Origin of the sequence: Pseudomonas migulae, assembly GCF_043225285.1 — a bacterium.
Classification (GTDB): Bacteria; Pseudomonadota; Gammaproteobacteria; order Pseudomonadales; family Pseudomonadaceae; genus Aquipseudomonas; species Aquipseudomonas migulae_C.
The window spans coordinates 3,955,348-3,981,396 of sequence record NZ_CP171224.1 but is presented as its reverse complement, the minus strand read 5'-3'; the positions used below and the strand labels follow the sequence as shown (position 1 = coordinate 3,981,396).

The window sequence follows — 26,049 nt, the reverse complement described above, 5'->3', positions numbered from 1 at the left end:
GTCGACAGAGAGACTGACTGATCTGCCCTCATCGCGAGCAGGCTCACTCCTACAGTTGATCAGTGCCGTTGCCACTACCGTGCTCGGCCCACGGATAAAAGCTGTTCGTTTTTTCAGAAGTCCAGGCAGGGCCGCTGCGACGGCCCTCGCTTTTTCGGAGCACCGCACCATGACGCTTGCAGTCCAGTTCACCAACGTTTCCCGTCTTTTCGGCGAAGTGAAAGCCGTAGACCGGGTTTCCATCGACATCCAGGACGGCGAGTTCTTTTCCATGCTGGGCCCTTCCGGCTCGGGCAAGACCACCTGTCTGCGCCTGATCGCCGGTTTCGAACAACCGAGCGCAGGCTCGATCCGTATTCATGGCGAAGAAGCCGCCGGGCTGCCGCCGTATGAACGTGATGTAAACACCGTGTTCCAGGATTACGCGTTGTTCCCGCACATGAACGTGCTCGACAACGTCGCCTATGGTTTGAAGGTCAAAGGCGTCGGTAAAGCCGAACGTCGCAAACGCGCTGAAGAAGCCCTCGACATGGTTGCCCTCGGCGGCTACGGCGAGCGCAAGCCGGTGCAGCTTTCCGGTGGTCAGCGCCAGCGAGTGGCCCTGGCCCGTGCGTTGGTCAATCGCCCTCGGGTGTTGCTGCTCGACGAACCCCTCGGCGCCCTCGATCTGAAGCTGCGCGAGCAGATGCAAAGCGAGCTGAAGAAGCTGCAACGCCAGCTCGGCATCACCTTCATTTTCGTCACCCACGACCAGACCGAAGCGCTGTCGATGTCCGACCGCGTGGCCGTGTTCAACAAGGGTCGCATCGAGCAAGTCGATACGCCGCGCAACCTGTACATGAAACCGGCGACCACCTTCGTCGCGGAATTCGTCGGCACCTCCAACGTGATTCGCGGTGATCTGGCGCAACAGCTCAGCGGCAATCCGCAGCCGTTTTCGATTCGTCCGGAACACGTACGATTCGCCGAGGGCCCGCTGGCCAGCCACGAAATCGAAGTCAGCGGTTTGCTCCACGACATTCAGTATCAAGGCAGTGCCACGCGCTACGAGTTGAAACTGGAGAACGGCCAGACCCTCAACATCAGCCAGGCCAACAACCAGTGGCTGGACGTCAGCGCGCAACACCAGACCGGGCAACGCATCAGCGCACGCTGGGCGCGGGAAGCCATGATCCCGTTGCACGACACCGTTGCCGGCGGGGTGTGAGATGACCAGCGTGGCTCTCCCTCAAACCCCGGCCAGCGGCTCGCCGTTGCGCAGGTTTTCCAACCTGCTGTATCGCCGGCCGAATTTCTACCTGTCGCTGCTGCTGGTGCCGCCACTGCTGTGGTTCGGCGCGATCTACCTCGGTTCGCTGCTGGTGTTGCTGTGGCAAGGTTTTTACACCTTCGACGACTTCACCATGTCGGTCAGCCCCGACCTGACCCTGGCGAACTTTACGGCGCTGTTCCAGCCATCGAACTTCGACATCATCCTGCGCACCCTGAGCATGGCCGTGGTGGTGTCGATCGCCAGCGCCATCGTCGCGTTCCCGATTGCCTATTACATGGCGCGCTACACCACCGGCAAGACCAAAGCGTTTTTCTACATCGCGGTGATGATGCCGATGTGGGCCAGCTACATCGTCAAGGCCTACGCCTGGACACTGCTGCTGGCCAAGGGCGGCGTGGCGCAGTGGTTCGTTCAGCACCTGGGGCTGGAGCCTGTCTTGCAGTTCGTGCTGGGCATTCCGGGTGTGGGCGGCAGCACCTTGTCGACCTCGCACCTGGGGCGCTTCATGGTGTTCGTCTACATCTGGCTGCCGTTCATGATCCTGCCGATTCAGGCCTCGCTGGAGCGTTTGCCGCCGTCGCTGTTGCAAGCCTCGGCCGACCTTGGCGCCAAGCCGCGCCAGACCTTCATGCAGGTGATTCTGCCGCTGTCGATTCCGGGCATCGCGGCCGGTTCGATCTTCACGTTTTCGCTGACCCTGGGCGACTTCATCGTGCCGCAACTGGTGGGCCCGCCGGGCTACTTCGTCGGCAGCATGGTCTACGCCCAGCAAGGTGCGATCGGCAACATGCCGATGGCCGCGGCGTTCACGCTGGTGCCGATTGTGTTGATCGCCATTTACCTGACCATCGTCAAACGACTGGGGGCCTTCGATGCACTCTGAGAAAGCTTCTCTAGGCTTGAAAATCGCTGCCTGGGGCGGGCTGGTGTTTCTGCACTTCCCGATCCTGATCATCTTCCTCTACGCCTTCAACACCGAAGATGCGGCGTTCAGCTTTCCGCCCAAGGGTTTCACCCTGAAGTGGATCGGCGTGGCGTTCTCGCGGCCGGACGTGCTGGAAGCGATCAAGCTGTCGCTGCAGATCGCCTCCGTGGCGACGCTGATCGCCCTGGTGCTCGGCACGCTGGCGTCGGCGGCGCTGTACCGGCGGGATTTCTTCGGCAAGCAGGGCATCTCGCTGATGCTGATTCTGCCGATCGCGTTGCCGGGGATCATCACCGGGATCGCGCTGCTGGCGACGTTCAAGACGCTGGGGATCGAGCCGGGGATGTTCACCATCATCGTCGGCCACGCGACCTTCTGCGTGGTGATCGTCTACAACAACGTCATCGCCCGGCTGCGCCGCACCTCGCACAGTCTGATCGAAGCCTCGATGGACCTCGGCGCCGACGGTTGGCAGACCTTTCGCTACATCGTCCTGCCGAACCTCGGCTCGGCGTTGCTGGCCGGCGGCATGCTGGCGTTTGCGCTGTCGTTCGACGAAATCATCGTCACCACCTTCACCGCCGGCCATGAACGCACCTTGCCGCTGTGGCTGCTCAACCAGCTCAGCCGCCCTCGGGATGTGCCAGTGACCAACGTCGTCGCGATGCTGGTGATGATGGTGACCATGCTGCCGATTCTCGGCGCCTATTACCTGACCCGTGGTGGTGAGAGCGTGGCCGGTAGTGGCGGGAAATAAACCCATAACAGACACAACACCCCCCTGTAGGAGCGAGCCTGCTCGCGATGACGGGCTGACATTCAACACCGATGTCGACTGTAAGACTGCTATCGCGAGCAGGCTCACTCCTACAGGGGCCGGTTTCAAAACAAGAAATGTTTGACGAGGACAATGCCATGCAAACCCAACTCTTGATCAATGGCCAACTGCTCGACGGCGAAGGCCCCGCCCAACCGGTGTTCAACCCGGCCCTCGGCCGCGTGCTGGTGGAAATCAACGAAGCCAGCGAAGCCCAGGTCGACGCCGCCGTTCGCGCCGCCGATGCCGCGTTCGACAGCTGGTCGCAAACCCCGCCGAAAGAACGCTCGCTGCTGCTGCTCAAACTCGCCGATGCCATCGAAGCCCACGGTGAAGAGCTGGCCAAACTCGAATCCGACAACTGCGGCAAACCCTACAGCGCCGCGTTGAACGACGAGATCCCGGCGATTGCCGACGTGTTCCGTTTCTTCGCCGGCGCCAGCCGTTGCATGAGCGGTTCGGCGGGCGGCGAATACCTGGCCGGGCACACCTCGATGATCCGCCGCGACCCGGTGGGCGTGATCGCCTCCATCGCGCCGTGGAACTACCCGCTGATGATGGTCGCCTGGAAAATCGCCCCGGCCCTCGCCGCTGGTAATACCGTGGTGCTCAAGCCGTCGGAACAAACCCCGCTGACCGCGTTGCGCCTGGCACAACTGGCGTCGGACATTTTCCCGGCCGGCGTGCTCAACCTGGTATTTGGTCGCGGTCCTACCGTTGGCAACCCGCTGGTTACCCACCCGAAAGTGCGCATGGTGTCGCTGACCGGCTCCATCGCTACCGGTTCGAACATCATTTCCAGCACCGCCGACAGTGTCAAACGCATGCACATGGAACTGGGCGGCAAGGCCCCGGTGATCATCTTCGACGACGCCGACATCGACGCTGCCGTGGAAGGCATCCGCACCTTCGGTTTCTACAACGCCGGTCAGGATTGCACCGCCGCGTGCCGCATCTACGCGCAGGCCGGTATCTACGAGAAGTTCGTCGAGAAGCTCGGCGCGGCAGTCAGCAGCATCAAGTACGGCTTGCAGGATGATCCGACGACCGAACTCGGCCCGCTGATCACCGCGCAACACCGCGACCGCGTGACCGGGTTTGTCGAACGCGCTGTGGCGCAATCGCACATCCGCCTGATCACCGGCGGCAAGGCGGTTGAAGGCAATGGCTTCTTCTTCGAGCCGACGGTGCTGGCCGACGCGCAACAGGACGACGAAATCGTCCGCCGCGAAGTGTTCGGGCCAGTGGTGTCAGTGACCAAGTTCAGCGATGAAGCGCAGGTGCTGGGCTGGGCCAACGATTCGGACTACGGCCTGGCGTCGTCGGTCTGGACCGCCGACGTGGGTCGCGCGCATCGCCTGGCGTCGCGCTTGCAGTACGGCTGCACCTGGGTGAACACGCACTTCATGCTGGTCAGCGAAATGCCCCATGGCGGTCAGAAATTGTCCGGCTACGGGAAGGACATGTCGATGTATGGGTTGGAGGATTACACCGTTGTGCGGCATGTGATGTTCAAGCACTAAAAACATCGCCGGCAAGCCGGCTCCTACAGGGTTTTGTGTCGTTCACATTATTGGCGTACGGAACAAAACCTGTAGGAGCCAGCTTGCTGGCGATGGCGTCACCCCGGTTTCAAGGCAGAAACCGGCATCACGCACCACCAGGCTTTACCCCAAAAACAATAACCACCGATCCGGGCAGCGCCGTCATGGCCCTGCCACGGTTTCGGACATCCGAAATCTGCCGATTTTCCGGAGCTTACACACCATGAGCGTACTACCCGAACTCTCCGCAGCCGCTGCCGACAGCGATGCCGAGCAACTCCGCAAGCTGGGTTACACCTCCAACTTCAACCGCAGCATGAGCCTGTGGGAAAACTTCGCCCTGGGCTTCACTTACCTCTCTCCGGTCGTAGGGGTTTATACCCTCTTCGGCCTGTGCCTGGCCGCCGGTGGACCACCGATGTTCTGGGCGTATTTGCTGGTCGGTTGCGGCCAGTTGCTGGTCTGCCTGATCTTCGGCGAAGTGGTCTCGCAGTTCCCGATTTCCGGCGGTGTCTACCCTTGGGCCCGTCGTTTGGTGGGCAAACGCTGGGCGTGGATGGTCGGCTGGATCTACTCCATCGCCCTGTGCGTCACCATCGCCGCCGTTGCCGTGGGCGCCGGTCCGTACCTGGCCGCGATGATGGGCTTTGAACCGAGCAACAACACCAACATCGTCATCGCCCTGGTGCTGACCCTGTTCGCCACACTGGTTAACCTCAGCGGCACCAAAGTGCTGGCGCGCATCGCCATGTTCGGCTTTATCTGCGAACTGGTCGGCGCGGTGATCGTCGGTGTGTACCTGCTGATCTTCGAACGTCATCAATCGATCAGCGTGCTGTTCAACACCTTCGACATCAGCATCAACGGCTCCTACCTGCCGGCCTTCCTCACCGCCTCGCTGGCGGGGATGTTCCTGTACTACGGCTTCGAGGCCTGCGGCGACGTGGCCGAAGAAACCCCGAACCCGAGCAAGCAGATCCCGGTGGCCATGCGCATGACCATCTACATCGGCGGCGTCGCAGCCATGTTCGCCTGCCTGGCGCTGATCCTCGCCGTGCCGGACATGCAAGCCGTGATCAACGGCACCGACAAAGACCCGGTCGGCACCATCCTCAACAATGCCTTCGGCCCGGTCGGTTCGAAAATGGTCATGGGCGTGGTGATGATTTCCTTCATCTCTTGCGTCATCAGCCTGCAAGCGGCGGCAAGTCGCCTGCTGTATTCCTACGCTCGGGATGAAATGGTCATCGGCAGCTCGCTGCTGAAGAAGATTTCTCCTACGACCCAAGTTCCAGTCGCCGCGCTGTTCGTCTCCGGCGTCCTGCCGGCGCTGATCATCATCCTCGGTTTCTTCCTGCAAGACGCGGTAGCCACCATCGTCAGCTTCGCCGCGATCGGCATCTACCTCGCGTTCCAGATGATCGTCCTCGCCGCCCTGTATGCCCGTGTGAAAGGCTGGAAACCCAGCGGCAAATTCACCCTCGGCACCTGGGGCTGGGCAGTGAACATCGGCGCGCTGGTCTACGGCGTCGGCGCGATTATCAACATGGCCTGGCCGCGCACACCGGATGCTGCGTGGTACATCAACTATGCGATGGTGCTGAGCACGGCGATCGTGATTGGGTTGGGGCTGATTTACATGTGGATTGCCAAGCCGTATGACCATGGGACGGCGCCTGCTGGGGATGCGTGGAAGGTGAGTCACTAACAGAAACCGATCTTCAATTCATGACTTGCCCGCAGCGATGCGGGCGGGGTCCAAGTCGTTGATGCGGGTGCGGCTTGGTGAATATTTCGACGTACAAAAAAACCGCCCCTAAAGGCGGTTTTACTTTCACAGAAGAGGGTATTAACCCTGTCGCCTGGGTAGAGTTCTGCTCTCTTTGCCAAGCCATTTAAGCCGATTGGTAAGTCTTCCCACTGAGAGTAAATTCAGCTTAGGTAGGAGCAATCAAATTAACCGAAGGGAAATAGCTGCGATATCGCCTGGCATCTCGCGTCAGCAACGGCAACCTTTTCACGGCTGCATGGGCGCCAATGAAAAAATCTGCCAAAACATTGTGCTTGCTACCACCCACCTTCCGATATCGGATGAATGCTTTACCAGCCAAAAACAACGCCGGGCGTGGAACCTCCTGCATCACCAATCCGAGTTGATTCACTACTTCGTCCAACGCTTCAAATGTGGAGAACGTTTGAGACAACTCGGCGTAGATAATTGGATTGATCGCCAGTTCATGTACCCTGGCTTGAGCGCGAAGCTGCTGGATAGACCAATCGGCCCAAACCGGGTCGTCTTCCAGAACGTCGATCAGAACATTTGTATCGACCAACACCATCAATCTTCCCCACGCAGTAAGGCCATCAGTTCGTCTGTACGCCATTTGATATCGGCTTTGCCTCGCACCGCATCAAAACGGTCGGGAGCACTCGTCTTGTCCTTTTTGATCTTGGCGCTGTGAAGCACCACCTCGCCTTGTTCGTTGACACTGAATTCTATGGCCGCGCCCGGCGTCAGATGCAATGCATCCCGAATCGGCTTAGGAATGGTTACCTGGCCTTTGCTGGTCATAGTCGACATATCTCGCTCCTAAAAGTATTACCCATCCAAACAAAGTAATACCTGATCGCAGCCTCTGCAACCGCCACTTATCGAGGATCGTTCTTTTCCAATGTTCGAATAAATAACCGAAAAATTGCGCTTCAGGTGCAGCGTTCCAGCAGCCAGTGTAAAAACAGGAAAATCCTACAGACCAAGCCTTCTCGCAAAGGCTTGGATTCCTACGACACGCGTCGCCGGAGTAGACTTGCCGCCGCGAGCGCCTGATCGATAGGCTTTGTCCCGTCGCTGCCAAATCAGCGGCCCGGGGTCGAAGCCGGTCAATCATCAACATGGCGCATCCGCACCACCATAGGAACTGGGGCACATTTTTGCCTTTTCGTTTCGCTTTATGGTGGACCGTGTGGCGCGGGCCTCTTGGCTTACATGTTGATCGAGAATGTCCCGACTTCGAACGCCGCACGGTCCGCCACCCCAATCTGTCGAAGGATTAGTGGCGGCTCCTTTCTCAACATGGAGTCGAAGAAATGCACACGCTAAATCCGTCGGAAACTCATCCTCATTTCATCCCCACTGTTTTTCCCCGCCACAACCGCTTCCTCCACGCGATCATGCAAGCCAACCAAGCCTGGTTCTGCGTCCACGACCTGGGACGTTTGATGGGCCGCCCGCTTGACCAACGACTCACCCAAAAACTCGATCCTGATCAACGCCGGTATGTCTGGCTGCTGAAGAACGGCAGAACAGTCGAGTCGCTGATGGTTAGCGAATCTGGAATGTACGCTTTGCTGGTCCACCATTTCGTCCCGGAAAACCGCAACTTGCGCCAATGGTTGAGTAACGAAGTGATACCTGCACTGCGAGAATCAAACTCGGTCGAAAACATTCCGAGCCTGAGTTCATTGCAATGGGGCGGGCTCTCGGTGCCGCTGCTGCACTGGCAAGATTCGGCCTGGATCAAGTGGCGGGACATGCCGGATTTAGTTCAAGCGCAGCGGCCGTTTCCGATCATGGGTACCTGTAGCTGAAGCAATACCTGTAGGAGCCAGCTTGCTGGCGATGGACGCAAAGGCGCCGAGTTGAACCAGGCAGCACGCGTTATCGTTAACGACCATCGCCAGCAAGCTGGCTCCTACAGGGGACCGTGCTCATGGTGAGAATCTAATGGGTTTTCTAACCAGTCGAAGCATTAAGAAAAAAGGGGTGGACCTCGCAGTCCGCCCCTTTCACTTGGAGTACCTCTATTCGATGGCTTTCCCGGTAACCCTCCCCGTCAAAACCGCGAAACACTCCGCATCGCATCCACCAGATAGCGCATCGCAATCCGGTCACTCTCCGACAACTCGCGATACCTCTCCACCAGCTTCAACTCCTCGGAATTGAGCCGGCGCCTTCGCCGTCCTATACCCAGGCACGGGAAGATTCCCAACAGTTCGGTGATGCCTTGTACTTTCGACATGGACGATGTCCCTCTCTACGTCAAAGAAAACTTCAGATACCGCATCGCCCTTCCATTTTTTTCAGCCGCTTCCTTGTACCAACTGAATCCCACCGGCCTGAGGGCAGAAACCGGTCATGCCCATAGAATAGGAAGTAAATTGGCGCTGAAAAGCGGTTTTTAGAGTAATTAGTCGAAAAAAGCAGGAATGCCCTGTAAATCAGAAATGGCTGTGGGAAACGTGAACCGGAAATGTCTTGTTTCATAGCGGTGCCACTGCCACGCCATCAATCATTTTTGCTCTGCAACCGAACGGTTTAAGCTATTTGGCATCTGTTTAAAGTCCGTTGCGTTTGGCCGAAGGCATGTCCGAACCTCCATTTCTGATCCAGCACGTGCCAGGAACGGCGCGGGATTGTTCACGACAGGTTGTACTTATGCACCGCAGGAATTTGCTCAAAGCGTCCATGGCCATTGCTGCCTACACCGGTTTGTCCGCCACCGGCCTTTTAGCCTCGCGGGCCTGGGCCGGTAATGGCACGGCGGATGGCGAGGCCCAGGCCTTCGATTTCGAAGCCCTGAAAATCCAGGCCAAGCAGCTTGCCGGCAACCGCTATCAGGACACCAAGCAGGTGCTGCCGCCGACCTTGGCGACGATGACACCGCAGAATTTCAACGCGATTCGCTACGATGCCAATCATTCGCTGTGGAAGGATTTGAAAGGCCAGCTGGACGTGCAGTTTTTCCACGTCGGCATGGGTTTCAAGCAGCCGGTGCGCATGTACAGCGTCGATCCCAAGACACGTCAGGCGCGGGAAGTGCATTTCCGGCCTTCGCTGTTCAACTACGAAAACACCACGGTCGATACCAAACAGCTCACCGGCGATCTGGGTTTCTCCGGGTTCAAGCTGTTCAAGGCACCGGAGCTGGACCGGCATGACGTGTTGTCTTTCCTCGGTGCCAGTTATTTCCGCGCGGTCGATGCCACTGGCCAATACGGCCTGTCGGCACGCGGTCTGGCGGTCGATACCTACGCCAAGAAGCGTGAGGAATTCCCCGACTTCACCAAGTTCTGGTTCGAGACTCCGGATAAGGACAGCACCCGTTTCGTGGTCTACGCCCTGCTGGATTCGCCAAGCGCCACCGGCGCCTACCGTTTCGACATCGATTGCCAGGCCAGTCAGGTGGTGATGGCGGTCGACGCCCACATCAATGCGCGTACCGCCATCGAACAACTGGGTATCGCACCGATGACCAGCATGTTCAGCTGCGGCACCCATGAGCGGCGCATGTGCGACACCATTCACCCGCAGATCCACGACTCGGATCGCCTGGCGATGTGGCGCGGCAACGGCGAATGGATCTGCCGTCCGCTGAACAACCCGGCGACCCTGCAATTCAACGCGTTCGCCGACACCGACCCGAAAGGCTTCGGTCTGGTGCAGACCGACCACGAGTTCGCCAGTTATCAGGACACCGTCGACTGGTACAGCAAGCGTCCGAGCCTGTGGGTTGAACCGACCACCGCGTGGGGCGAAGGCTCTATCGACCTGCTGGAAATTCCTACCACCGGCGAAACCCTGGATAACATCGTCGCATTCTGGACCCCGAAAAAACCGGTCGCGGCCGGTGATTCCCTGAACTACGGCTACAAGCTTTACTGGAGCGCCCTGCCGCCGGTCGGCACACCGCTGGCGCGGGTCAACGCGACTCGTTCGGGCATGGGCGGTTTCACTGAAGGCTGGGCGCCGGGCGAGCATTACCCGGAAGTCTGGGCACGCCGGTTTGCCGTGGATTTCACCGGCGGCGGGCTGGATCGCTTGCCCGAAGGCACGGGCATCGAACCGGTGGTCACGTGCTCCAACGGTCAGGTCAAGGACTTCAACGTGTTGGTGCTGGATGACATCAAGGGTTACAGGATTACCTTTGACTGGTTCCCGACCAATGACAGCGTGGAACCGGTGGAGCTGCGGTTGTTCATTCGCACCAATGACCGGACGTTGAGCGAGACGTGGTTGTACCAGTATTTCCCGCCGGCGCCGGAGAAGCGTAAGTACACCTGAAGCGAACTCTTTCGCGTGTAGGAGCCGGCTTGCTGGCGATCAAATCACCTCGGTGTATCTGACAGACCGAGGTGCGCCCATCGCCAGCAAGCCGGCTCCTACAAGGTTGCGTTGTTCAGGCCTCACACAAAGCCCCGGTCAAAACGACCGGGGCTTTTTCATTTCAGGCGAAACATGACGAAACCATCGATCCCCGACGGTTTTGATACGTTTTCGATATGTGGCTATTCACAATTTTTTCAGCATCGCCAACCACCGACTAAGCTTCAGACAAGTCCGATCAATCTGCGTGAATGGATCAATCGACTATGGGCGCTTTGTGGCAAACCGATTCGAGTAAAACTGTGGTTCCGACTGAACGTGTGGATGAAGCGCCTTTACCTGAAAAACCTCGCCGTAGCCGCGTCAAGCACGGCTGGAGTGCGTTCTGGTTGTTGCTGCTGATTATCGCGATCGTCGTGGGGCTCGCGGCCGCCAAGGAAATGCGCACCTCGAAATTTCAATCCCGGGAAGTCAGCAAATTTGCCGCGACCCTGAATTACGAACTCAAACCCGGCCCCAGCGATGCCATTCGCTACCCGGGCGCCGGCCCTTTTGACCTGCGCCTGGGCTACAGCTCTCTGGGTGAATTCCTGCCGCGCCTGATCAAGCGCGATTACGTCGTTGCAGCACAAACCCGTTTTTCGCAACCGCTGATGGACTACACCGACAAGGGCTTTTTCGTACCCTACGCGGAAAAAATCCAGGCCGGCCTGTCGATTACCGATTGCCGTGCGGCGCCGCTTTACCAGTACAAGTACCCGCAACAACTCTACTCAAGCTTCGACTCGATACCGCCGGTGGTGGTCAGCAGTTTGCTGTTCATCGAAAACCGTTTCCTGCTTGACCCGCGCCAACCTCGGGCCAACCCTGCCGTGGATTGGCCGCGGTTCGGCATGGCCGCGTGGTCGCAGGTCGCGAAAATGCTGCACATGCCCGGCCAGTCCGCGGGCGGCAGCACCCTGGCAACGCAACTGGAGAAGTACCGACATTCGCCCGATGGCTTGACCGTGTCGGGCGGGGAAAAAATCCGTCAGATGATTTCCGCGAGCGTGCGCGCTTATCAGGCCGGGCCGGACACCCTCGAAGCGCGGCAGAATGTGGTGCGCGATTACCTCAACAGCGTGCCGCTGTCCGCCGTACCCGGCCACGGTGAAGTGCATGGCATGGCCGAAGGGTTGCGCGTGTGGTACGGCGCCGATTTCAACGAGGCCAACGAACGGCTGGCGAGCACCGACACGGATCCGAAAACCATGGCCGCAAAAGGCCTGGCCCTGCGGGAAATGCTGTCGTTGATGATCGCCCAGCGCCGCCCTTCCCACTACCTGACCAAGGGCCATGACGAACTGGCCGACCTCACCGACAGCCATATCCGCCTGCTGGCACAGAACAACGTGATCGATGCTCAATTTGCGGCGGCCGCGCTGGCCAGCAAAGTGACGTACCGCGACTGGCAGACCCAGCCGACCATTCAGCCGATCGAAACCAACAAAGGCATCAGCGTGGCCCGCAGTCGTTTGGGCGGCCTGCTCAACCGGCCGCTGTACGACCTCGATCGCCTCGATCTTTCGGCCACCAGCACCCTGCAAGGCGGCTTGCAGACCCAGGCCACCGAATACCTCAAGCGACTGTCAGACCCAGCCTACGCCGCACAGATCGGCCTGATGGGTGAACGCCTGCTCACGCCCACCAGCACCACGCAGGTGCGTTACAGCTTCACGCTGTTCGAGCTGACTCCGGACGGTTCGCGGGTGCGGGTGCAGACCGACAGCACCGATCAGCCCTTCGACATCAACGAAGGCAGCAAGCTGGAACTGGGCTCCACCGCGAAAATGCGCGTGCTCACCACCTACTTGCAAATCATCGCCGAGCTGCACGACAAGTACGTCGGGATGACCGTTCCGGAGCTGAAGAAAGTCGAAATTCCGGATCAGGACCGCTTGAGTCAGTGGGCCATCGATTACCTGATCCAGACCAAGGACCGCAACCTGTCGGCCATGCTCGGTGCGGCGCTGGACCGCAAGTATTCCGCCAGCCCCGGTGAGGCCTTTTTCACCGGTGGCGGGCTGCACTTCTTCCACAACTTCCGCAAGGAAGACAACAACCGCATTCCGACCTTGCGCGATTCCCTGCGTGAATCGATCAACTTGCCGTTCATCCGGCTGATGCGCGACCTGGTGCGCTACACCACGTATTCCGGCCCGAACAACAGCGCCGCGCTGATGGGTGACGACCGCGATCCACGGCGTCAGGAATACCTGGCGTCGTTCGCCGACCGCGAAGGCACTTCGTTCCTGCTGAAGTTCTGGAAGCGCTACAAAAACAAGGACACCCAGGCACGGCTCGAAACCTTCCTCGACAGCATGAAACCGACGCCGATCCGCATGGCGGCGGTGCATCGTTACCTGTTGCCACAAGCCAGCCAGGAAAGTTTCAACACCTTCGTGCGCTCACACTTGAGCGGCGCAAAGCTCACCGAGAAACTCACGGACGAGCGTCTGCAACGTCTCTACGAAAATTACGCGCCGGGCATTTACGACTTGCCGGACCAGGGCTTCATCGCCAAGGTCCACCCGCTGGAAATGTGGCTGATGGGTTATTTGCTCAATCACCCCGACGCCAAGTGGGGCGACATCGTCAAAGCCAGCCAGTTTGAACGCCAGGAGGTTTACAGCTGGCTGTTCAAAAGCAAACACAAAGGCGCCCGCGACGGCCGCATCCGCACCATGCTGGAGATCGAAGCGTTCCTCGACATTCACGCGCGCTGGCAGAAAGTCGGCTACCCGTTCGATCACCTGGTGCCATCGCTGGCCACCGCCATCGGTAGCTCCGGTGACCGTCCGGCCGCGTTGGCCGAGCTGATCGGCACCATTCTCAACGATGGCGTGCGCATGCCGACGCTGCGCATCGACAGCCTGCATTTTGCGGCGAACACGCCGTACGAAACCAAGCTGATCAACGACCCGGATGCCGGCAAACGGGTGATGCCATCCGAAGTCGCCACGGCCATGCGTGAAGCCTTGTCGCAAGTGGTGGATGCAGGTACAGCGAAACGGGTGTCCGGCAGCTTTGTGACCGCCGACGGCAAACCCTTGGCCATGGGCGGCAAGACCGGGACCGGGGATAACCGCATCGAAGCCATCGGCTCCGGCGGGCGGATCCTCAGTTCGAAGTCGATCAACCGTACGGCGACCTTCGTGTTCTACATCGGTGACAGCCATTTCGGCACCTTGACCGCCTTCGTGCCGGGCGCCTCCGCCGAAACGTTCAAGTTCACGTCGGCGTTACCGGTGCAGGTGCTCAAGGGCATGGCGCCGATTCTCACGCCGTATTTGCAGCCGGGCAGTCACACGCAGTGTTCGCCGGTTGAAGTGGCGCGGCGGTGAAGCGCTGGCCGGGTGGTCAGCGCTCGCCGATTGGCACAACTACACTTCCGAATCCCAGACCACCGTGACATTGCCCGCGTAGGTCTTGTTTTCCCCGGTCAGCATCTGTTCGACATTATCCCGAGATATCTCGAAGTGCAGCGCGCCGGGTTTTCGATCGACGTAATGACCGGGCTGGAACAACTCGGTGCCGCTGCCGTCACTTAACAACGGTAGGCGATTGACCGGCTGGTTGCTGGCGTCCGTCAGACCGCTGGGCAGCGTCACGCTGATGTTCAGCGGCACTTTATCCCCCGAGGTCGGCTCCGACAGTGCGCACGTGTTGCCGTCCGGGTACTGGCACTCCAGGTTCATCTTGAAACGCGACGACGCCGACAGGTTGAAGGTTTGATCGCGGAACAACCGCGTGGGTTTGCGGCCCTGGTTCAGCCAGGCTTGCCAGCCGCCTTGAGGCACCAATTCCACCCGATTACCGCCGGGGGGGATTTCGACTTTGAGTGTGTGTTCCACGTCCAGCGTGAAGTTGAACGTGAACTGATCGTCTTCGGGAATCATGACATCACCGAAATCAAAATCGAGGCCTGGGCCCATGCTGTAGCTGATGCTGCCGGTGTATTGCCCGGAGGACATCGTCAAAGGCTTAGGGGTTTTTATGGCATAGGCGTATTCCAGTACATCGTATGTGAACCGCGGAATATCCGTGCCCGGTTGCCGACTGCAGACTCCCGCACCTTCAGGAACGACCCAAAAGAACAAAGCAAAACTGGTGGACGCTGCGATGTAGTTGATACCCACACACGGGCTGGGTGCCAACTTCCACTGATTAGCCCAACCGATGATGCCCGGTCTTTCCCATGCACCGACACCCGGCGGTCTGTCCAGGACCCAACGGTGTCCAATACCCGCAATGCGAACTTGCACCGTCTCGACTTCCCTGGTCACGTTGTGAGTGACTTGCACATCCCGCCACTCCGAAGGCAGTTTCCACATGGCGCCCTGTCGGGGGTTTTCGTGATTAGCGAGGATAGGGCCGTTAGAGCGGACGATAAGACTACTGCGAATCCCAAAGATACCCAGTGCCTTGCACAGGGGTATCGCCGGGGCGTGATAGGCACAAAGTCCGCTTTCCGGCGTTGTGTTGACGAATTCGTTTTTCAGTGGGTTGGTCGGGTCCGGACTGAACTTCGCGGTAATTTCCTGTACCAGCGCACTTGCGCTGGCGGATGCCAACATGAGCAAAGAGGCGCTGAAGTATTGGCCAAGCCGGTGTGTAAAGCGCTTTGTGATATCCATGTACTTTCCTTTTGACCCAGGCGCTACTCCTGGCACCCACGAATTCTTTCGAGGGCCAATATTGTTTAAACTTCAGAATCCCAGACCACCGTGACATGACCTGAATAGGTCTTCTCGGCACCGTTCAGCATCTGTTCTAACCCGTCTGATCGAAAACCTTGAACTTCTTCGCCGCGTCTGTACTGACAAAATCCGTCAAGGCGCTATGGCTTCGAAAATCATATGGACGCTACCGTAATAGTCACCTGACTTATATCCATCTCCCGGTTTTACAGCGGCAATTTCCAGCCCCACGCGCTTACCCGTCCGGCCATCCATTTCCGAAATCACTTCGTCGGGATTGAGGGTGAGTCTTTTGTTGTTGAACGTGACGACCAATGGAATGTCGTCAGTGTCATTGCCGTTACTCAGATAGGGTTCAAAGTACAGACGGGCAGAAATAGCGCCATTTTCGTTTTTGACATCGAACTGTTTGCGCAGAGGGCTTAGCTCAGAGGTGACAGGATTCCAGTTCAGGCGTTGCTCCTGGTGAATCCAGTCGGTATCGCTCGGTATAACATGAAACTCGGCAGTGGGAATGGTGACCGAGACATCAAAGGTTTCGCTGAACCTGATTGCAAACACGCTGGTACTGGTCAGCGTCAGCATCGCCATTGAAGCTGCCGTCGTTATTACTTTAAACATGTTTTTCACCTGTACATCAAAGCCAGTCTTTAGAGAAACAAAGATGTTCTTTATCCCTTTATCTCAAGCTTCTTTGTCGCTGAACCTTCAATCAGGGTGAAGCGGTATTCACGGCCGGCCTGCTTATCGAACTGAAAAGTCCGCCCCGCCATGACGTGATGTTTTGTGGTGGGCTGGCATTCAGCTTCGTTCTTCACCGAACAGTCCTTGAACTCGTCAATCACCACAACGGTATTCCCGTTGTTGCGAATTTCATATTTGCCAGCACCGTCATTGATCACACTGTCAAAACGCGTTTCTTTGGGTCGCACGAAAAACACCGTGCCGTAACCGGCCAACACGTTGACCCCGGCGGACAGACCTTTTTTGTAGTCTTCACGTTCTTCCGCGGACACCGCGAATTCATCTTCTTTCTCAGGAACCACCGGCACGAACCGTACGCGGAAATAACGCTCTTTTTCCCGCTCTCCCATGTACAACAGGCGCGTGCCCTGCATGCCGTTTGCCGGAACGATCAACCGGGCCGGGCTGGCCATCAGACCATCACGGGCGCTGGCGTCGGCCTGCGTGGCAAGCGGGATTTCACGGGACGTCCCATCGGCGTCGTAGACTATTTCAAGGATATTGACCTTCACAAATGCAGTGCTGTCGCCGCCATTGAAGACCCGTTTCAAATAGGTACTTTTATCGCCATCCAGATAGTCATAGACCACCCCGACATTAATTTGCGGCCCGGCAAAGATGGCGTGAGAGCCAAGAGAAAAAAATAAAAACAGCAGTAAATGTTTCATGCATTAAAACCTCATTTAATTAATTGCAAACGGGCGCGCCGGCGTTGTAAATCAAATTTGCGAGTCCCAAATAACGGTGACCTCGCCCGAATAGGTGTGGCCAGCGAACTTCAACATTTGCTCCATGTCTTCCCGCTTGATTTCAAAGTGCAAGGCGCCGGGCTTGCGATCCAGATAAAAAGCCGGATCGAACCTCTCTGTTCCGCTGCCACTCAGCAATAAGGGGCGATGCCTTACCGGTTCGCCGGAGGCATCCTTCATGCCATTAGGCAGGGTGACCCCGATATCCAGTGGAACGCTATTGCCCTCCCCATCTCTTACAGCACAGGTATCACCATGCGGGAGGCTGCACTCCAACTGCATCTTGAAAGGAACAGAGGTCCAGACATGAAAGGTCTGGTCCCTGAACAACCGCGTCGGTTTGCGCCCATGTTGCAGCCAGGCCTGCCATCCGCCTTGGGGCTCAAGTTGTATTCGGTTGCCTCCCGGTGGCACTTCTACCTTGAACATATGGTCCACCAGCAACGTGAACTCCAAATCGATAATGTTGTCGTCTGGCAGCATGACGTCACCCATATCAATATCCCCACCAGGCCCCAAGCTAACGGCCAAGCGGCCGCTGTACTCGCCGGACGCCATTCCCAGAGGATTGGGGGTGAGCAGTTCATAGACAAAATCGAGGCCGTAATACTGAAGTTCGGGAATATCGAATCTGGCTGTTTTTGCGCATAGGCCATCAGCCGGTGTCAACCAGAAAAACAGAAACTGGCGAGGCCATGGATGAGCCCTGCTACCGGTTTCCACGCAAGGTGTTGGGGCAATATTCCAGTTACCACCCGTCCAGAGCATTTCATGGGCTACAGCATCGCCAACTCCTCCGCCTACCAACTCGGCAATTGGCGTGGGGCTTTTATACGTGCTGGAAATCCCTGATATCCGGAATCTCAATGTTTCTGTCTTTCCGCCTCCGACCGGGGTGACCTGCAGGTCCCTCCATCCCGATCGGGTTTGTATCATCGCCCCCATGCGAGGGTTGGTGTGATCAGCCGCAATAACTCCTGTCGAATTAAACAAAATTGGAGTGTTGATGCTGAACAGGCTTTTTGACTGACAATAAGTACTGTACCCGGAGTGAGCGCAGATCCCCGTTACAGGCGTTGTGTTCTTGAAATTGTTGACACCAGGATTGCCGGGCTCTGGTCTGAACTCAGCAGTAATAGGTACTGTTACAGCGAATGCGGGTACGCTAAAAAACAACACTATGGCGTTAGCCAGCAGTTTTTTTACAACGCGCACAGCCAGCTCTTTCGGGATGTTCATATCAAATCCTAAATATTGAACGCATAGCTCAACCGGCCGTTTCATTACTATTTGTCGCCTCCGCCAGGGTGTCCGGGGTGCAACGCAAATCCCCGATCATCAGCACATTGTTTTCATTGCGCGCATTGGTCGTGTCGAGGCGGAACTGACACAAAAGCTGGTTGCCATGCCGCACTTCGAGAGTCGGTGAACCGGCCTGCATTTCCATGGAGAAGAACCCGTCGACTTCACTGACCCCGCGGCTGGCGTGGTTGATGACGTGATGACCTTTGAGCGGTTTGCCTTGGGGATCGATCAAGCGGCCCAGCACGGTCAAGGTTCTGCTGACGGTAATCTTGCGGTAGTCCACGCCGCCCTTGTTCAGGTGATAGCGGGTGCGTGGCGGCTGGATGCTCGCGGCCGGTGGGTGGTTGCCCTCGAAGTCGAAGCTCACCGAACTGTTTTTGTAGGCGGTGATCGGGATGAAATTGCGCCCAGGCCGCAGGGTGGCGCTGCCACCGCTCAGGTCATCGGCGCGCAGAGCGATGTCATCGAGGTCAGACTCGACGTCAACAATCATCCCGGCCCCGGCCCCATGATGCTGGCTGGTCATGACGATTTTCTGCCCGCCCACGGCCACCGTGCTGTCCAGGTTCAAGCCGCCGGTGAGGTTGTCATTGAAAGAAGAGCGCTGAACGAAGGCATCGCCATTAAGGATTTCGTTGCTGAAATTCGCGGTGCCGGATAGCCCGATGCCGTAGGTGTCGGTAATCGCCGTGGCCGATACGTTTTGCAGCACATGGTCCTGCAGGTCCTTGCGATACGTGATCGAAGCGTTGTTGTCGCGATCACCTTCACGGGACGTGCGAGTACCGATGCTGCCAGACCACTGCTCACCCGGCCCGCCGAGTGCCAGGCTGACACTCAGATCGACCCCGCGATTGCGTTTGTCGCCGCTGCTGAAACTGCCGGGCCGGTCGAAGACCGAGAAGCGCCAGTTGGCATCGCTGCCGAACAGGTTACCGCGTTGGGTCCAACCGAGGTCCACGCCTACGCCTTCGACATTGCCATCGCTGTGAGACACCCGCCCGTTGATCGAGCTTCTACTGCTGACCCGATGATTCACCGACAACGACGAGGTGCTGGTCTGGCCGATGAACACATTGCGCTGGCGGATACGCGTGCCATCGGGCAAGGTTTCGTAGGTGTTGGTGGTGTCCAGCCAACTGCGGGTATGCGTGGCAAACACACTGCCGCCCCCATAGTTGTACATCGCTTGCAGGTCCATACCGGTGCCGTGGTCTTCGGTCTGATAGACGTTGGCGAACAGGCTGGTGTTGTTGGCCAGCGTCCAGTCGACCGAAGAGCCGTACTGCATTTTGTCCCGCACCTGACGGCCAGAAACCCCGAGAATCACCCGTGGATGCAGGAGGAAATTGAAGGCGGCGCCGGCGGTCATGTCACCGTAGGCCTGCTCGTCCCAGTTGCTGAGCAATTTGCTTTCTTGCCCGGCGAACAGGTTGTAGCGCCAACGGCTGTCCTGGTTGCGCCAGTTGGTCGGTTTGTACACCAGTTCCTGCGTGGTGGAAGTGATCTGACCGTCTTCGATCAAGCGCACTTCCACCTCGTAGATACCGCCGGGCAAGGGCCGGGTATCCAGGGTCTGCAAGCCGGCATCGACCGGTTGGGTATTGATCAACAGGCCGTTGCGGAAAATCTCCACCGACGCCTGGCGGTTGGCGGTGACATAGATCGGGTAAACGCTGGGCTTGGGGCTATTGATGGCCAGGCTGTCGGAACTGCCATACATGATGCCCGCCGCCGTATCGGGGCTGGCACCGAATGCACGCGGCTGACGGCTCAGGCCTTCGGAGTTGGGTGTGAAATATCCCAGGCGCAGAAAGCGGCCTTCGAGTTCACGCTGGGTGTAGAGCTCGTGCACCGCGTGATAGAGCTTGTCATCCGGGCCGCCCAAACGGGCCAGTTGCATGTTCAGGCTCTGGGTCCAGTTGCCGAGGCTGCTGCTGGCTTCCAGACCGTAACGCCCACCCAGATCCTGCTCCTGACCACCGTTCAGGTTCAACTGGTTGCGCAGGATCAAGCCGCTGCTGCCGCCCTCGGGCAACTCGTAATAACGCTTGGCTTCGTAGTTGCGTTCGGCGTTTTCGGTGACGATCGACACCAGGGAATTTTGCAGGTTGTAGTGCACAGCCAGCATCTGCTCCGGGCAACTGCCTTCACAGGCGCCAAGCGCTACGCCTTTCTTTAAGTAAGTGGCCCATATCTCACGTTCGCTGGGGGTGATGTTGCTGTCACCCACATCAGCGAACTCAAGCAGAGTGACGCGATCATCGCGGGATAACACGATCATCGCCTCCCCCAGAAGTTGTTGATCAAGTTCCACCCGAACGGCCAGTGGCACATCGAAGAAGTGCTCTTCGAAGTCCGCTGGCAAACCTTTGGCTTGAGCGAGCAGACTTCGGGGTGTCGTGCCACTTTCAGTGGGCGCGGCAAGTGCGTTTGCGCATAAAAAAAGTGCAAGCGCAGCCGCGATGGGAGTCATCGGGAACATGAACGGGATACCCTGAGTTTTAACGATCAAAACAGTAGAAGTGCCGGCCGGCAGGAGATGATCTGTCGACCGGTTTTGATGACCGGTGAGACTTGCTCTCACCGGGTATCAATTAACATCAAGGAGTAACAGGCAGTACCGCGTCGAAGCGCATGGCGACCACGCCGGTGTACTCACCCGCTTTATAGCCACCGGCTGGTTTGGTCGGAGTGACCACCAGTTCGACGCGCTTGCCTGGTGTGGATTCAGCATCACCGACTACTTCTACCGGGGTAGTCTGGTTCAGGGCCTGGCCGTTGAAGGTCACGGCCAATGGGACTTTGTCAGTAACAACGCCGTTGGACAGATAGGCTTCTTCTTCAAGCATTGCGTGAATCGAGCCATTGGTATTTTTGGTGTCGAACTGTGCGCGCAAGGTGCTCAACTGGTCGGCAATCGGGTCGTAGCTCAGGCGTTGATCCTTGACGATCAGATCCGGGTTTACCGGCAATACGTGGAACACATTGGTCGGAACCGACGCCACGATGTTGATGGAATGGCGCGCTTCACCTACAGCAAAAGCCATGGACGAACTCAATGCCAGAATGGCCATTGGGGTAGCAATTGCGAGTGTCTTGAACATTACTCAATACCTGTTGGTTAAATGAAAATATCGGCTTATTAAAAGTCCATATCGGTTAACGGCTATCCGTAGCTAGCGTCTGAGATATCAACTTTTAACGGGGCGCATAATCGACTATCGACTCTGCAATGTAAGTAGGAAATTTCGGTGATTCCTGTAGTCATTAGGAGCACACGCAGAAAGAAAAAACACTACAAACACTTATGGAAATGAACAGATGTAATACTTGGACTACATACAGTTTTTATCGAAAAAGATTACAACCATTTAAGCTAATGAATACAGCAACCTGGATAACCAAATAGCAATAAACTCCAGCCAATAGAGCAATAACTTTAACTATAAAGTTATTGCCGGACCGGAAAAATAGCCGCCAGCATCAGGTGCGCCTCAGCGAGAAACCTGCTCTCCACACCGCTCGTCGTGCGCATTCAATGCCCAAAGAAATCGCCTTGCACGCCGATAAGATATATCTTAAGTTGTATCTAAACACGACAGTGAGAAGGAAAAATGAGAGACCATCATTCCCCCCACCGCGAACACGGCGAAGGTCGCGACGGCTTTGAGAAACGCCCCGGCCGTGAACGTGGCGGACGCGGTCCACGGGTGTTCGCCCCTGGTGACCTGAAGCTGTTGCTGCTGGCGCTGATCGCCGAACAGCCCTGCCACGGCTACGACCTGATCCGCCAGATCGAAGGCATGTTCGATGGCGCCTACAGCCCCAGCCCCGGCGTGATCTATCCGACCCTGACGTTCCTGGAAGAAAGCGAAATGATCCAGGGCGATGCCGAAGGCGGAAAAAAACGTTACAGCGTGACCGACGCCGGACGTCTGTCTTTAAGCGAGCAAGCCGTTGCCCTGGACGGCGTGCGCATGCGCATCGACGTCAGCAAGCGTTCGTTGCGCGGCCACGACCGGCCGGCCGAGATCCACGAAGCCGTGCACAACCTGCGTCATGCGCTGCAATTGCACCACGGTCGCTGGAGCGCCGAAGAAATCCTGCGGGTTGCCGCATTGCTCAATGACACCGCCAAAGCCATCGTCGACGGCCCCGCCGTTGCCCATGCACCGGAGAAAAGCGAATGACTGAAGTGATCCAGCCAACCATTCACCGCGTCATGCACGAAATCAAACGCCGTCGCCTGGAAGTCCTGCGCGTGGTGGACCTGACCCCGCGCATGCGCCGCATTACCCTCGGTGGCCCGGAGCTGGCCGGCTTCATCAGCCTCGGCACGGACGACCATGTCAAGTTGCTGTTCCCGCAGAACGCAGCGGAACAGGCAGCGCTGGAAACCATGGTATTGGGCGCCGGCAAAGACAACGGCCCGATGCCGGCGATGCGCGACTACACGCCTCGGCGCTATGACCTGAACACGCTGGAGCTGGACATCGACTTCGTGCTGCACGGCGACGGCCCTGCCTCGACCTGGGCGGAACAGGCAAAACCGGGCCAGTTCCTGCACATTGGCGGGCCACGGGGTTCGATGATCGTGCCGGATATCTTCGACAGTTATTTGCTGATCGGCGACGAAACTGCCCTGCCCGCCATTGCGCGGCGTCTGGAAGGCCTGGCGGCCAATCGCCGGGCGTTGGTGATCATTGAAGTGGAAAACGGCGCAGAGCAGCAGAAGCTGGAAAGCCCGGCGCAAGTCAATGTGATCTGGGTGTTGCGCGAGGGTGGCAAGAACAACCTGCTGGCCACCGTGAAACAACTGCAGGTGCCTGCCGGCAATCTGTACGCGTGGGTGGCGACCGAGACCAAGGTGTCGCGGCAGATCCGCCGGGTGCTGCTGGATGAGCACGGGCTGGATGATCAGTTCCTGAAAGCTGTCGGTTACTGGCGCCTTGACGACACTGACGACGAGTAACTGTAGGAGCCGGCTTGCTGGCGATGGCGGTGTGTCAGGCGATATAAACGTTGCCTGACACGCCGCCATCGCCGGCAAGCCGGCTCCTACAGTTCCGTGTGATTCAGACGTTACGTCGCCATCGATCCAGCGCGATCACCATCAACGAAATCAGCACAAACCCCGCCAACAGTCCGCCCGCATTCAAAAACACCTGTGGATAACCCAGCTTGTCCACATCGATGAACGGGTAGGCATAGACCGCCAGCAGATGCCCTCGCAACAGGGCGTACGCGAAGTACACCAGCGGATAAATCACCCACAGCGCAATGTGCCGCAATCGCAGCGTGCCCTTGGGCACACACAACCACCACCAGGCCAGGAACAGCAGCGGCATGACGTCATGCAGCAGCTCATCGGCCAGCCATTGCCAGCCTTCGGGATGCCACAGATGGCGCAACAGCACGTTGTAGGCGAGGCCGACCACGGCGATGCTCACGGCGATCCCGCTGCTCACCCACGGCTGTAAAAACCAGCGCCGCGCCGCCGACTCTCGGGACGTCAGTTCGCACGTCAGCACCGTCGCCACCAGCGTGTTGCTGAGCACGGTGAAGTAGCTGAAAAAACTCACCAGCCCGCCCAGCAGACTGGCGCCCAGCATCCAGCGCGCGTGGAAAATCAGGTACAGCTGAATGCTCAATCCGGCCCACCCAAGGACAGCCGCCACGGTCACAAGACGACGGCGCATGACCATGTTCAGAGCGGTCGCTTGGTACGCATCAACTTCACGTACAGGCGTTCGACCTTCTCCCGTGCCCACGGGGTTTTGCGCAGGAAAGTCAGGCTCGACTTGATGCTCGGGTCGCTCTTGAAGCAGCGGATGTCGATGCGTTCGGCCAGCCCCGACCATTCGTAATGTTCCACCAGCGCGTTGAGGATTTGCTCCAGCGTCACGCCGTGCAGCGGGTTGTTGTTCTGTTCGGTCATGCCGGGCCTTCGAGCGATGTGTGGTTTGGAAGCCGCGCACCTTAGCCGAGGGTTGGCTTGGGGGAAAGGCGTCTGTGCGCTATCTGTTGAATGTAGGCGAATCCGCGAACCTGCACACATCCCCTGTAGGAGCGAGCTTGCTCGCGATGGACGAAAACGATTACGCGGGCTGTCTGGATGAAAGCGTTCTGCTGTCGTCCATCGCGAGCAGGCTCGCTCCTACAGGGACGTCGGTGTAAGTGCTGACTATTACCGAATCAACAAAAATTCATCTCGGCAAAAGGTCTTTCTCTATTTGTAACAGAACATTATCCTTACGCCCGAATCTGCTGAAACGCTTACGCTAGCCGCTTCGCCCCTCACTCCCCAGAAAAAGATCAAGAATTTCTCCTCTATGCCTTATGTTCAATTTTTGCGAGACAGCGCTGTCTGCACGCCTGTTTCCCAGCGAAAAGTGCTCAACCTGATCGGCGGATTCAGCGCCTTGGGACTCGCCACCTGCGTTCAGGCCGCACCGGCTTTCGATAGCCAATCGCCGTGGATGCTTGGCGACTGGAACGGCACGCGCACCGAGCTTTCGGAAAAAGGCTACGACTTCAAAGTCGATTACACCGGCGAAATGGGCAGCAATCTGCACGGCGGCTACGACCACGATCGCACCGCGCGCTACAGCGATCAGTTTGGCCTTGGCACTCATCTGGACCTGCAGAAAATTCTGGGCTGGGACGACGCTGAATTTCAGCTGACCATCACCGAGCGCAGCGGCAACAACATCAGCAATGACCGGATCAACGATCCACGGGTCGGCGGTTTCACCTCGGCCCAGGAAGTCTGGGGCCGTGGGCAAACCTGGCGCCTGACGCAGATGTGGTACCAGCAGAAATTCTTCGACCAAAAACTCGACATCAAGGTCGGCCGTTTCGGTGAAGGCGAAGACTTCAACAGCTTCCCCTGCGACTTCCAGAACCTGGCGTTCTGCGGCTCGCAAGTCGGCAACTGGGTGGGCGGCATCTGGTACAACTGGCCGGTCAGCCAGTGGGCGATGCGGGTCAAGTATCACCTGACGCCGGAGCTGTACGCGCAGGTCGGCGCGTATGAGCAGAACCCGTCGAACCTCGATCGCGGCAACGGTTTCAAGCTCAGCGGCAGCGGCACCGAGGGCGCGATCCTGCCGGTGGAGCTGGTGTGGACGCCGAAACTCAATGGCCTGCCGGGCGAATACCGCGCCGGTTATTACTACAGCAACGCCAATGCGACCGACGCCTACAAGGACAGCAATGGCCAGCCCGCCGCCCTCAGTGGCGAGGCCTACCGCAGCGCGTCGAGCAAGCACGGCGTATGGCTGGGTGTGCAGCAGCAGCTGACCAGCCGTGCCAGCGATCACTCGCGGGGCTTGAGCGTGTTTGCCAACGGCACGATGCACGACAAGAAGACCAACGCCATCGACAACTACGTCCAGGCCGGCGTCGTCTACAAAGGCCTGTTCGATGCACGCGCCAAGGACGACATCGGTTTCGCCATGGCCCGTGTGCACGTCAACCCGGCTTATCGCAAGAACGCCGAGGCGAGCAATCAGGCCCGCGCGGTCTACGACTTCGACGACCCGAGCTTCCTGCCGCCGCAGGACACCGAATACAGCGCCGAACTCTATTACGGCGTGCACGTCACCAACTGGCTGACCGTGCGCCCGAACCTGCAATACATCCGCCACCCCGGTGGCGTGGACAAGGTCGATGACGCGCTGATTGGCGGGATCAAGATCCAGTCACAGTTCTAACCAACACCGCAACCCCCTGTAGGAGCGAGCCTGCTCGCGATGGACGTCAACGATAACGCGGGGAGCCTGACACCCCGCGGCGTTCTCAGGTTTTTCGCGAGCGAGCTCGCTCCTACAAAGACCGCGTTAACA

22 protein-coding genes are annotated in these 26,049 nt (G+C 58.2%); 11 read left to right on the top strand and 11 right to left on the bottom strand.

Going from position 1 to position 26,049, the window contains the following annotated elements; translation table 11 throughout:
• Positions 1-169 precede the first annotated feature (169 nt).
• From ACF6ZU_RS18180 to ACF6ZU_RS18160, 5 genes are all read left to right on the top strand, one after another.
• Positions 170-1,207: an ABC transporter ATP-binding protein gene (locus ACF6ZU_RS18180; protein WP_392885681.1), complete on the top strand. Its 1,038-nt coding sequence runs from the start codon at positions 170-172 to the stop codon at positions 1,205-1,207.
• 1 nt (position 1,208) lies between these two features.
• A complete protein-coding gene (locus tag ACF6ZU_RS18175) occupies positions 1,209-2,156 on the top strand; it encodes an ABC transporter permease (protein WP_392885679.1) in 948 nt (315 codons plus the stop codon).
• A complete protein-coding gene (locus tag ACF6ZU_RS18170; protein ID WP_392885678.1) occupies positions 2,146-2,955 on the top strand; it encodes an ABC transporter permease in 810 nt (269 codons plus the stop codon). The genes ACF6ZU_RS18175 and ACF6ZU_RS18170 overlap by 11 nt, the downstream gene beginning before the upstream one ends.
• Before the next feature lie 158 nt (positions 2,956-3,113).
• The gene (locus ACF6ZU_RS18165; protein ID WP_392885677.1) at positions 3,114-4,538 is read left to right on the top strand and encodes a gamma-aminobutyraldehyde dehydrogenase; all 1,425 of its coding nucleotides are present in this window, start codon (positions 3,114-3,116) and stop codon (positions 4,536-4,538) included.
• Between the two features lie 244 nt (positions 4,539-4,782).
• Entirely contained in the window at positions 4,783-6,267 is a 1,485-nt protein-coding gene (locus ACF6ZU_RS18160) for an APC family permease (protein ID WP_392885675.1), read from the top strand.
• A gap of 229 nt (positions 6,268-6,496) precedes the next feature.
• On the opposite strand, the gene ACF6ZU_RS18155 is transcribed toward ACF6ZU_RS18160, so the two are convergent.
• Entirely contained in the window at positions 6,497-6,898 is a 402-nt protein-coding gene (locus ACF6ZU_RS18155; RefSeq protein WP_392885674.1) for a type II toxin-antitoxin system VapC family toxin, read from the bottom strand.
• Complete coding sequence (locus ACF6ZU_RS18150) at positions 6,898-7,140, bottom strand: AbrB/MazE/SpoVT family DNA-binding domain-containing protein (protein WP_392885672.1); 243 nt, start codon at positions 7,138-7,140, stop codon at positions 6,898-6,900. The genes ACF6ZU_RS18155 and ACF6ZU_RS18150 overlap by 1 nt, the downstream gene beginning before the upstream one ends.
• Before the next feature lie 506 nt (positions 7,141-7,646).
• On the opposite strand from ACF6ZU_RS18150, the gene ACF6ZU_RS18145 reads away from it, so the two are divergent.
• Positions 7,647-8,147: a Bro-N domain-containing protein gene (locus ACF6ZU_RS18145; RefSeq protein ID WP_392885670.1), complete on the top strand. Its 501-nt coding sequence runs from the start codon at positions 7,647-7,649 to the stop codon at positions 8,145-8,147.
• Positions 8,148-8,392: 245 nt separating this feature from the next.
• Here the strand turns inward: ACF6ZU_RS18145 and ACF6ZU_RS18140 are convergent, their stop codons facing one another.
• Positions 8,393-8,578, bottom strand: a complete 186-nt coding sequence (locus ACF6ZU_RS18140; protein ID WP_392885669.1) for a hypothetical protein — start codon at positions 8,576-8,578, stop codon at positions 8,393-8,395.
• Positions 8,579-8,994: 416 nt separating this feature from the next.
• On the opposite strand from ACF6ZU_RS18140, the gene ACF6ZU_RS18135 reads away from it, so the two are divergent.
• A complete protein-coding gene (locus tag ACF6ZU_RS18135; RefSeq protein ID WP_392885667.1) occupies positions 8,995-10,620 on the top strand; it encodes a glucan biosynthesis protein D in 1,626 nt (541 codons plus the stop codon).
• Between the two features lie 308 nt (positions 10,621-10,928).
• On the top strand, positions 10,929-14,045 hold the full coding sequence (locus ACF6ZU_RS18130) for a transglycosylase domain-containing protein (protein ID WP_392885665.1): 3,117 nt from the start codon (positions 10,929-10,931) through the stop codon (positions 14,043-14,045).
• 39 nt (positions 14,046-14,084) lie between these two features.
• On the opposite strand, the gene ACF6ZU_RS18125 is transcribed toward ACF6ZU_RS18130, so the two are convergent.
• From ACF6ZU_RS18125 to ACF6ZU_RS18100, 6 genes are all read right to left on the bottom strand, one after another.
• Positions 14,085-15,338, bottom strand: a complete 1,254-nt coding sequence (locus ACF6ZU_RS18125) for a hypothetical protein (RefSeq protein ID WP_392885663.1) — start codon at positions 15,336-15,338, stop codon at positions 14,085-14,087.
• 195 nt (positions 15,339-15,533) lie between these two features.
• The gene (locus ACF6ZU_RS18120; protein ID WP_392885662.1) at positions 15,534-16,022 is read right to left on the bottom strand and encodes a CS1 type fimbrial major subunit; all 489 of its coding nucleotides are present in this window, start codon (positions 16,020-16,022) and stop codon (positions 15,534-15,536) included.
• A gap of 50 nt (positions 16,023-16,072) precedes the next feature.
• Positions 16,073-16,813 (bottom strand): molecular chaperone, encoded by a 741-nt coding sequence (locus ACF6ZU_RS18115; protein WP_392885660.1) that lies wholly within the window; start codon positions 16,811-16,813, stop codon positions 16,073-16,075.
• A gap of 51 nt (positions 16,814-16,864) precedes the next feature.
• Positions 16,865-18,133 carry a hypothetical protein gene (locus ACF6ZU_RS18110; RefSeq protein ID WP_392885658.1) on the bottom strand — a complete coding sequence of 423 codons (1,269 nt, stop codon included), beginning with the start codon at positions 18,131-18,133 and terminating at the stop codon, positions 16,865-16,867.
• 28 nt (positions 18,134-18,161) lie between these two features.
• Positions 18,162-20,684 carry a TcfC E-set like domain-containing protein gene (locus ACF6ZU_RS18105; protein ID WP_392885656.1) on the bottom strand — a complete coding sequence of 841 codons (2,523 nt, stop codon included), beginning with the start codon at positions 20,682-20,684 and terminating at the stop codon, positions 18,162-18,164.
• Between the two features lie 118 nt (positions 20,685-20,802).
• Complete coding sequence (locus ACF6ZU_RS18100; protein WP_392885654.1) at positions 20,803-21,306, bottom strand: CS1 type fimbrial major subunit; 504 nt, start codon at positions 21,304-21,306, stop codon at positions 20,803-20,805.
• Between the two features lie 510 nt (positions 21,307-21,816).
• On the opposite strand from ACF6ZU_RS18100, the gene ACF6ZU_RS18095 reads away from it, so the two are divergent.
• Together ACF6ZU_RS18095 and ACF6ZU_RS18090 are read left to right on the top strand one after the other, a co-directional pair.
• Positions 21,817-22,392: a PadR family transcriptional regulator gene (locus ACF6ZU_RS18095; RefSeq protein WP_392885652.1), complete on the top strand. Its 576-nt coding sequence runs from the start codon at positions 21,817-21,819 to the stop codon at positions 22,390-22,392.
• Complete coding sequence (locus tag ACF6ZU_RS18090) at positions 22,389-23,174, top strand: siderophore-interacting protein (protein ID WP_392885650.1); 786 nt, start codon at positions 22,389-22,391, stop codon at positions 23,172-23,174. Before ACF6ZU_RS18095 ends, ACF6ZU_RS18090 begins: the two co-directional genes overlap by 4 nt.
• A 103-nt stretch (positions 23,175-23,277) precedes the next feature.
• Here ACF6ZU_RS18090 and ACF6ZU_RS18085 read toward each other — a convergent pair whose 3' ends face one another.
• Complete coding sequence (locus tag ACF6ZU_RS18085; protein WP_392885648.1) at positions 23,278-23,907, bottom strand: Pr6Pr family membrane protein; 630 nt, start codon at positions 23,905-23,907, stop codon at positions 23,278-23,280.
• Positions 23,908-23,909: 2 nt separating this feature from the next.
• Positions 23,910-24,140, bottom strand: a complete 231-nt coding sequence (locus ACF6ZU_RS18080) for a VF530 family DNA-binding protein (RefSeq protein WP_007903672.1) — start codon at positions 24,138-24,140, stop codon at positions 23,910-23,912.
• A gap of 394 nt (positions 24,141-24,534) precedes the next feature.
• On the opposite strand from ACF6ZU_RS18080, the gene ACF6ZU_RS18075 reads away from it, so the two are divergent.
• Positions 24,535-25,917 carry a carbohydrate porin gene (locus ACF6ZU_RS18075; RefSeq protein WP_392885646.1) on the top strand — a complete coding sequence of 461 codons (1,383 nt, stop codon included), beginning with the start codon at positions 24,535-24,537 and terminating at the stop codon, positions 25,915-25,917.
• Positions 25,918-26,049 lie beyond the last annotated feature (132 nt).